The following is an 8,547-nucleotide window of genomic DNA, read 5'->3' on the forward strand; positions in this document are numbered from 1 at the left end:
GTACCGAGGGGGGACATGAACTATTCGTATGACTTCGAGGCGCAGACCGCCCCGCCACGTCCGGCACCCAGCCGGCTCACCGCTTTCACCGCAGCGGTCCTCGCCACCATCACCGGCCTATCGACCGCCGCCACCACGATCTTCTCGATCGTCGTAGTCGCCGACGTCGCCAACGACGAGCCCTCCACGAGCTCCACCGATTTCCCCGACCTGGGCCCTGTCGTCGCCGCGGTCTTCATCCTGATCGGCCTGGCGGCGGGCATCCTCACCCTGCTGCACCTCCTCGGCGCCGCCCTGTTGTTCCTACGCAAGACCGCAGGCCGAGTCCTCGTGATCATCGCCTCGGCCCTCGCAACGGCACTCGGGATCGCGGGCGTCGTAATGGACGTCAACGTGGGCACCATCGCCGCAACAGCGGTAGCCGCCACAACACTCGTGCTCGCCGCGCTTCCCTCCACCGGCCGATGGATCGCCGCCGGCAAGCAGCCGCCCTATTGGAACGGCAGCTGACCACGCCGGACAAACCACACTCGCCGGTGGTACGCCGAGGAGGGGTCTGTCAGGGATTCGGGGCCGTGCGCTCGGCCGGTCCGGCGAGCGCTTGTTCGAGCGCCGCACCCAGTGGTTCGTCGCGCTCGGCTTGCTGCTCGGTGACCAGAACAGCGCCGACATCGGCCACGGCCGCCGTGACACCTGGAGCGGCAACAGTCTTCGCCGATGACTACGAACCGCAACTGCCCGTTGACCAGCATCGACAATCCGCACCGTTCAGACGCGCGGGCCGACCGCACTCGCGAGATGTCCTGGCCTCCAGAGGGTTTCACTCGCGGCCGGGAAGTCGCGGTTGCGCGTCCGGTGAAGGCCGCTCACCGGTGGGAAGGTAGATCGGCTCCGGGCGAGTTCCGAACACGTAGTCGCGGAAGGCTCTCAGGTACTCGTCCAGGTCTCGTTGATCGGCGAACCTGCTTTCGGTCGGGTCGAACCATTCGTCCGGTGTCGGACGCCACGTGATCATGAAGTCCAGGGCTTCGCGCACCAGGATTCCGTAGGTCGGATCCGTGATACAGGCGTCACGCAGCGCCGGGGCGTAATGCCGCATTCCGCCGCGGCATTCGGCGTGGTGCATGTCCACCAGCGGCCACAGCAGACCATCGATATGCGGTATTTCGTCCCACCACGTGGTGCGCAGGGCCTCGCCTGCCCGCGCTCGGCGGCGTACTGCCGCAACAGGTGTCGGGTAGTCGCGGGGCGCACCTCTTCGGTCGATGCCGCGGATCGGCCCGGTTCCGAGGTTCACCGGCGGGTACCACACGCCGCGCCATACCGGGACTCCGAGATAGCGCGGATTCAGTGGCAATGGCTCGGCCAGTGAGATGTCGGCCGTGATTCGGCGCACGGGTGGCAACGCTGCGTCCGGGATCAGATCCGCCACCAGCGACAAGCAATCCCGCACATCGAATCCGGTCACACCGACGACCTGTCCGGGCCATCCAAGGGCGGACTCCCGCGGTTCGAATTCGATTTAGAACCGCCGCATCGTGGTCATCCGCGATCTCCTGCCCGGGCACCGATGTCGAACGTCGGCCCCGATGATCCCATGGCCGAGAATCGCCCGGGTCCCGTGCTCACCGTGTGCACGAAAGCCGGGTGGCTTCATATCGCCGCCCGGCCCCCGGAGTGATCGATCAGCTCGGTCCCCGAGCCGACGAGGGCACCCCGACTACCGCAGACAGCAGATCCGGGCAACACGCCGCCACTGTTCACAGAACAGGGCGAAGTAGACATCCGCTCCGTATGCTCACCAAGCCGCATCTACTCTCCCCCAGGAGGTATCGTTGCGTTACAGATCTCTGCTCACCGCCTTCTTCGCTTCCCTGTTCCTGCTGGCCGGTGCCCCGATCACGGTGCAGGCCCTACCGGACACCGGCTCGGGATCCGGCTCGGCGGGGCCGTGCCGCCCCGGTGTACCACCCAATGCCCCGGCCACGCCGTTCTATGATCCGGCTCGTCCCTACCTGGGGCCCGAGCCGTTACCACAGGCTCCGCCGGTGGGCCGGTTGCTGGACGGATACAAGCGCTTCGGGAACTACACCGAAGCCGGGTTCGTGGCGAAATTCCATCCGGGAACCGAATACCTTTATCCGCCTGACAGCGGGTTCGTGTTCAACGACGGCAAACCGACGGCGCATCCGGAGGATCTCCCGGTCGGCACGCGCCTCGACAGGTTCGGCGCTACCAGCGGAAAGTACCTGTCACCAGTCGGCGTGCCGTACAGCAAGCGAGCGATTCCGCCGTCGAATCTCAACTCGTACGGGAATACACCGCAGAGCGATTATCACGTCTATTGCGTGCAACAGGCCTTCCGGGTCGATGCGGGACCGGCCGCGCCTTGGTTCGGCCAGCCCGGACTCGGCACGCAGTACGTGCTGAATTCCAGCTACGTACCGGGCCCGGAATACACGGGCAAGCAACCGGGAATGCTGAACGTACAATGGCTGATCGACAACGGCTACCTGGTCGAGGAAATCCCCAACTGACATGGACCGTAAGCAACTCGTCGCCGCCCTGCTCGCCGCCGGAAAGCCTCCGCACTGGTTCCAGGTCGTAGGCGTCCATTCCCCTGATGTCTTGCCGGAGGACTTCTGGTTCCTGCGGCCCGGATCCGGCGGCGGCTGGGAGGTAGGGGTCCACGAACGCGGGAAATATACCGTCGGAGCTCGGTTCGACGCGGAGTCCGACGCCGCCGCGTGGATCTACCGGTCGATGATGGGCCATCCCCCACCCTGAGCCGCGACCAGCTCCGATATCACGCACACGGGCCACCGCTAGGCGGGTTCTAGCGGTGGCCCTTGTGCGCGCGGATGCCCAGCACCGTCCGCTGTCCTGGCATCCGCCTGTTATGCGGCCTCGCGGACGCCCGCGGCGCTCCCACACGCCGAACCCGTGTTCACGCATACTGGGCGTCATGTCCTGGTCAGGGCTCGTCGATCCGGTTCTGGACGCGTCGTTGACCACGGGGCCGGCCGTGGTGGTCTTCGCCGCTCTCACCGCGGTAGGGCTCGCCGCTCTGGCCGCGCGTCGTCGCCGCCGGTGGCTGCTCGTCGGCATCCCCGTGGCCGTCGCCGCATCCGTCGTCGTCACGGTGCTGGCGGCGCTGTTCATCGAGCGCGTGTGGCGACCGTTCCCGGATGTACTGCCGATATCGGTATACGCGTGGTCGGCGCTGGGGATCCTCGCTGTCGCCCTGCTCATCGGTAGGTGGTTCGTGCGTGGGCGTGACCACGCGCGCCCGTTGATCGCCGCGGGGTTGGTCGTGGCCACGCTGGCTGTCGTTGCGGCTTCGGCAGGGCAGATCAACGCGCTCTACGACGCGTATCCGACCGTACGGACGGCCATCGGGGCGAGCGACTACCGGACCGTGCCCTTCGACTCTCTGAAGCCGGCGGCACAACGTACCTCTGTGGCGGACTGGCGCCCCTCGCCGGACATGCCCTCCAGAGGAGCCGTGACGACCGCGTCGATCCCCGGGACGACCTCCGGATTCCGTGCTCGCGCCGCGCGAATCTACCTGCCGCCGGCGTATTTCACCGACCCCCGCCCGGATCTGCCCGTCCTGGTGCTGCTGGCCGGGCAACCCGGCAGCCCCGAGGACTGGCTCGTCGGGGGACGCCTGGTGCAGACCATGGACGCGTATGCGGCCGAACACGACGGGCTGACCCCGATAGTCGTGGTCCCCGACGGCACCGGCGGCCAGTTCGACAACCCGCTGTGCATCGATTCGCCTCGCGGCAACGCCGCGACTTATCTCGGCGTCGACGTGCCCGGCTGGGTCCGCACACACCTGCAGGTCGACCCCGACCCACGCGCCTGGGCGATCGGCGGCCTGTCCTACGGCGGGACGTGTGCGCTGCAACTCGCAACGACCAGACCCCAGGTGTATCCGACATTCATCGACATGTCCGGTCAAGCGGAGCCCTCCCTCGGGGACCGGTCCCGCACGATCGACGAGGGATTCGGCGGCGACGCCGAGGCATTCGCCCGGAACAACCCGGCGGATCTGCTGACCCGCAACCGCTACCCCGATTCGGCCGGCTCCTTCGTGGTGGGCCGCAGCGACAAGGATTACCGCGCCGGGCTCGAACAACTCGTCGACACGGCGCGGGCCGCCGGAATGGATGTCCACCTCACCGAAGTGCCGGGCAGGCACAGCTTCGTCGTGTGGTCGGCCGGACTCGAAAAGGAGCTGCCCTGGCTCAGCCACCGACTCGGCCTTCCGTGACCCCACCTCGACCACCCCATGGCAGGCTTTTTTCATGACCCTACCGAGGGAAGCGGCAGCCGAATGGGCATGGCAGCGCCAGGGTATCTGGTCGAGGACCGCGGACAAACTGAAATCGCGGCCATATCGCGCGGATCAATGGCGCCTGGTTTCCACAGTGGTTGGCGCCGCGCTCGCTCTGGCCGGCAGCCAATTGGGGCCTGTCAACGAGCCCGCGGCGATCGCCGTGGCGGCCGCCGCGGCCGTGGTCATGGCCGGAGTCGCTGTATCGAGGGGCCGGCACAGTGTGAACAAGGTCCGTGACTGGACACGGGCGCGGTCCGTGTCCGAAGCGATCAAAAGTGAGGTTTTTCTGTTCTTGACCTCGACCGGGGATTACGCCGCCGGTGACCGGAGCCGGCGATTGGAAGCCGAAGTGCAGCGGCTGGAACGGCAGATGCGTGATCTGCAGCGCTACGCTGATGACGTCGCGGTGACAGCACGCCCGCTTCCGCCCGTCGATGACGTGGAGAGCTACCTGAATCTGCGGGTGCGTGAATCTCAATTGGATCATTTCTACGACCCGAGGGCCCGGCTGATGCACCGCCGAGTGCAAACCCTCCGGTCCATAGAGGTGACGTTGGCGCTCGCGGCCGCAGCTCTCGCTGCCGTAGCCGCATTGTCGCCGAATATCGGGGCGTGGACGTCGGTGGCGACCACCGCTGCCGGAACGGTCGCCACCCATGCCGCCCGCGAACGTTACGAGGCGCTGTGGATCGAATACAGCCGCACCGCTGCCGAATTGCGCCGCCTCGCCGACAGGCGTACCGCCGCCGACGGCAGGCCTTTGTCCGCAACAGACTTGATCGCCGAGTGCGAGAACGTTATCGCTGCCCAGAATCAGACCTGGATGGCGAAATGGGGTGAAGCGAGCGAACCAGACTTCGACGGCAATTGACGCGACCGAACCCGGCTCGAAGAAGGCTGAATGCCGCAATGTCGAACTTCGAGTCTTTCGTATTACCCGGTCCGCCGACCCACGGCCCGACAATCCAGCTGTCACGAATCAGCTGAGGATACGGCCTCCGCCCTCTATGCTGCGAAGGGTGGTGTCGAGGCACCGCCCCCTGAGATTCTCTGGAACTCGATCGGCCTCGATGTAGTGCCCACTACCTGAGGATCATCCATGGCGCCAGGTGATTGTTCGGGGCACAAGGATAGTCGGTTCACCGCACCATACGGTGAACCGGCTGCACCTCCTTGCCCCATCGTCCCCCGGTTCGATGCGCGAGATCGGGTGCGGTGATCGGATGTCGCGCATTTTCCTGAGTCATTCGAGCCGGGATTCCCGGCAGGCAATCGCGTTGAAGCGGTGGCTGATCGAGCAGGAGCCGGCCCTGGAGAACGAGATCTTCCTGGACTTGGACCCGCACACCGGGATCCGGCCGGGAGAACGCTGGAAACAGGCTCTGCAGAAAGCCAACGCCCGTTGTGAGGCAGTGCTGTGCCTGCTGTCGGCGCATTGGGCGGCCTCGCACGAATGTGAAACCGAATATCGATATGCGGAAACCCTGAACAAGGCGATCGTGTGCGCGCGGCTCGAGCCGGTGCCCGACAGCGGCATCACCGGCGAATGGCAGCGCTGCGACCTGTTCGGAGATGGACCCACCACTCGGATCTCCCTCGATGACGGGGGTGAACCGGTGGTACTCGCGACCGAGGGCCTGCACCGTCTCCTCGATGGCCTCCGAGCGCTGGGGATCGAAGCGCAGTATTTCCCATGGCCGCCCCGACAGGACCCGGATCGGGCTCCCTACCGGGGATGGGCTCCACTGGATGAATCGGACGCCGCGGTGTTCTTCGGGCGAGACGCCCAGATCTTGCGGGGCATCGACGGGTTGCGGGGGATGCGGAACTCGGGGGTGCAGTCGCTGCTGGTGATCCTCGGCCCGTCCGGTGCGGGAAAGTCCTCGTTCCTGCGGGCCGGACTGCTGCCCCGGCTGCGTCGCGACGACCGCACCTTCCTGCCCATGGGCATCGTGCGCCCGGAACAGGCCGTGCTCACCGGTGACCTGGGCCTGGCTCACTCGATTCATCGCCTGCGCACCGGACTCGGGCTCAACCGGCCGCTGCTGGGTGAGATCAAAGGCGCCTGTCTCGCATCCGATGTCGAGCGACTGCGCGGCTGGCTGGAGGAGGCCCGGCGCGCGGCTCGTGACCGGTTGCCGGACCTGGCCGTCGACAGCCCGTCACCGACACTGATCCTGCCGCTGGATCAAGCGGAGGAGCTATTCGGTGCCGACGCGGGCCCGCAAGCCCCGCAGTTCCTGGCGTTGCTTGCCGATGTGCTGCGCCACGACACCGGAACCACTCCGGCGTTGATCGTGGTGGCGACCATCCGCGCCGACCGATACGAACCGTTGCAGACCGCCTCACAACTCGCCGGAGTTCAGACCGTGGTGTTCGATGATCTCCGCCCGCTGCCTGCGGCGCAGTTCAAGGAAGTCATCACCAGCCCCGCCGCACGGGCCACCGCGGCCGGTCGGCCCTTGATCATCGACCCTGATCTGGTCGACCGGCTGCTGGCCGACAGCGCCCAGGGCGCGGACACTTTGCCGCTGCTGGCTCTGACCCTGCAACGGCTCTACTTCGACTACGGTGCGGGCGGGCACCTGACCGTGGCCGAGTACGAGGCGATGGGCGGGATGCCGCGGATCGTGCAAAGCGAGATCGACGCCCTGCTCGCCACCGACCCCGCCGAACGAGCGGCCGAACTCGACGCCCTGCATGCCGCGTTCATCCCGTGGCTGGCCACGATCAACCCGGACAACAATCAGCCGATGCGCCGATCGGCCCGCTGGCGCGATCTGCCCGCCGACAGCCGCGCCCTGATCAATGCGTTGGTGGAAAAACGGCTGCTGGTCAAGGATGTACGCAACGGACAGGTGGTCGTCGAGGTCGCTCTGGAGAGCCTGTTTCGGCAATGGAAAGAACTGGCCGGATGGCTCGACACCGAAAGCCTGGACCTCCAGAACGCCGATACCCTCGAGCGAGCTGCCGCCGACTGGCAGCACAACAACCGCCAGGATGCCTGGCTGCTCGAGGGCGCCCGGCTGGCCGACGCGGAAGCCTTGGCCGGCAAACCCGGCTACCGGGACCGATTGAACCCCACCCGCAACTTTCTGCTCGCCTCCAGAACCCGCGAGAACGACCGCATCTACGCCGAGAGACGACGACACGAGGCAGAACTGCGAGCGGCCGAAGCGCTCGCGGCGGCGGAGTCGAAGGCGAAACAGGAGGCGAACGCACACGCGGCCGTGCTTCGCAGGCGGTCGCGCATATTGCGGGGTGTTCTCGCGGTCACGCTCGTGATCGCCCTCGTGGCGGTGTTCGGCCTCGTTCAGGCCAGAATCGCTCAGCGCCGTGCCGATGCGCGCACTCATGACGCGATCGCCCTGAGGTTGACCTCGGAGGGACAGTCCATGCTGGCGGGCATCCAGACCGGCGGCGACGTACGTGCGTTCCAGCAGATCCTCGCCGCCCAGCACATCGCATCCAGCGCGGACAAGGGCGCGATGTTCACCGCCGCGATGAAGTTGCGTCGAACGCTCAAAATAATCCAGACCCCCGCCGCGGTACGCGGCGTGGCCTTCAGCCCGCACGGAAACCGCATCGTCTCCGGCGGAGCCGACGACACCGTGCGCGTGTGGGACGCGGCCACCGGACAACCCATCGGCGCCCCGATGACCGGTCACACCGGCGCCCTGAACAGTGTGGCGTTCAGCCCGGACGGACAACGGATCGTCTCCGGCGGAGAGGACGACACCGTGCGGGTGTGGGACGCGGGTACCGGACAACCTGTCGGTAGCCCGATGACCCTGCACACGGGCTATGTGACCAGCGTGGCGTTCAGCCCGGACGGACGCCGCATCGCCTCCGGCAGCCGAGACGACACCGTGCGGGTCTGGGATGCGACCACCGGCCGGCCCCTCGGCCCGCCGATGACGGGCCACACCGGCTGGGTGACGAGCGTGGCGTTCAGCCCGGACGGGCAACGGATCGTCTCCGGCGGCTTCGACGGAACTGTGCGAGTGTGGGATTCGGCCACCGGGCAACCCGTCGGCAGCCCGATAGCCGGGCAGACGGTGTGGGTGACCAGTGTGGCGTTCAGCCCGGACGGGCAGCGCATCCTGTCCGGCGGCGGGGACAGTCCCTTGCGGTTGTGGGATGCGGCGACTGGTCAACCCGTCGGCCCGCCGATCATCGACCCCGCACTCTGGGATCTCGGT

At 67.0% G+C, this 8,547-nt stretch carries 7 protein-coding genes; 6 read left to right on the plus strand and 1 reads right to left on the minus strand.

Annotation, left to right across the window (positions count from 1 at the left end):
* Window positions 1–15: 15 nt before the first annotated feature.
* Window positions 16–510: a hypothetical protein gene (locus ON26_RS31900; protein ID WP_051027814.1), complete on the plus strand. Its 495-nt coding sequence runs from the start codon at window positions 16–18 to the stop codon at window positions 508–510.
* Between the two features lie 310 nt (window positions 511–820).
* Here the strand turns inward: ON26_RS31900 and ON26_RS28625 are convergent, their stop codons facing one another.
* Window positions 821–1,468, minus strand: a complete 648-nt coding sequence (locus tag ON26_RS28625) for a hypothetical protein (protein ID WP_040800982.1) — start codon at window positions 1,466–1,468, stop codon at window positions 821–823.
* Window positions 1,469–1,835: 367 nt separating this feature from the next.
* On the opposite strand from ON26_RS28625, the gene ON26_RS28630 reads away from it, so the two are divergent.
* The 5 genes from ON26_RS28630 to ON26_RS28650 all read left to right on the plus strand — a co-directional run.
* On the plus strand, window positions 1,836–2,537 hold the full coding sequence (locus ON26_RS28630; protein ID WP_083884426.1) for a TNT domain-containing protein: 702 nt from the start codon (window positions 1,836–1,838) through the stop codon (window positions 2,535–2,537).
* 1 nt (window position 2,538) lies between these two features.
* Window positions 2,539–2,787: a hypothetical protein gene (locus ON26_RS28635; RefSeq protein WP_040800983.1), complete on the plus strand. Its 249-nt coding sequence runs from the start codon at window positions 2,539–2,541 to the stop codon at window positions 2,785–2,787.
* A gap of 178 nt (window positions 2,788–2,965) precedes the next feature.
* Window positions 2,966–4,279 (plus strand): alpha/beta hydrolase, encoded by a 1,314-nt coding sequence (locus ON26_RS28640; protein ID WP_040800984.1) that lies wholly within the window; start codon window positions 2,966–2,968, stop codon window positions 4,277–4,279.
* Between the two features lie 34 nt (window positions 4,280–4,313).
* Window positions 4,314–5,216 (plus strand): DUF4231 domain-containing protein, encoded by a 903-nt coding sequence (locus ON26_RS28645; protein WP_169333793.1) that lies wholly within the window; start codon window positions 4,314–4,316, stop codon window positions 5,214–5,216.
* Window positions 5,217–5,568: 352 nt separating this feature from the next.
* Window positions 5,569–8,547, plus strand: a 2,979-nt coding sequence (locus ON26_RS28650) for an nSTAND1 domain-containing NTPase (RefSeq protein ID WP_051027819.1), incomplete at its 3' end; no start/stop codon positions are given.

Origin of the sequence: Nocardia higoensis NBRC 100133 (genome assembly GCF_000308595.1) — a bacterium.
GTDB lineage: Bacteria > Actinomycetota > Actinomycetes > Mycobacteriales > Mycobacteriaceae > Nocardia > Nocardia higoensis.

Bases quoted from the DNA above. Each gene is read 5' to 3' on its own strand.
- ON26_RS28645 (WP_169333793.1), top strand. From the start codon at position 4,314: ATGACCCTACCGAGGGAAGCGGCAGCCGAATGGGCATGGCAGCGCCAG.
- ON26_RS28640 (WP_040800984.1), top strand. From the start codon at position 2,966: ATGTCCTGGTCAGGGCTCGTCGATCCGGTTCTGGACGCGTCGTTGACC.
- ON26_RS31900 (WP_051027814.1), top strand. From the start codon at position 16: ATGAACTATTCGTATGACTTCGAGGCGCAGACCGCCCCGCCACGTCCG.
- ON26_RS28635 (WP_040800983.1), top strand. From the start codon at position 2,539: ATGGACCGTAAGCAACTCGTCGCCGCCCTGCTCGCCGCCGGAAAGCCT.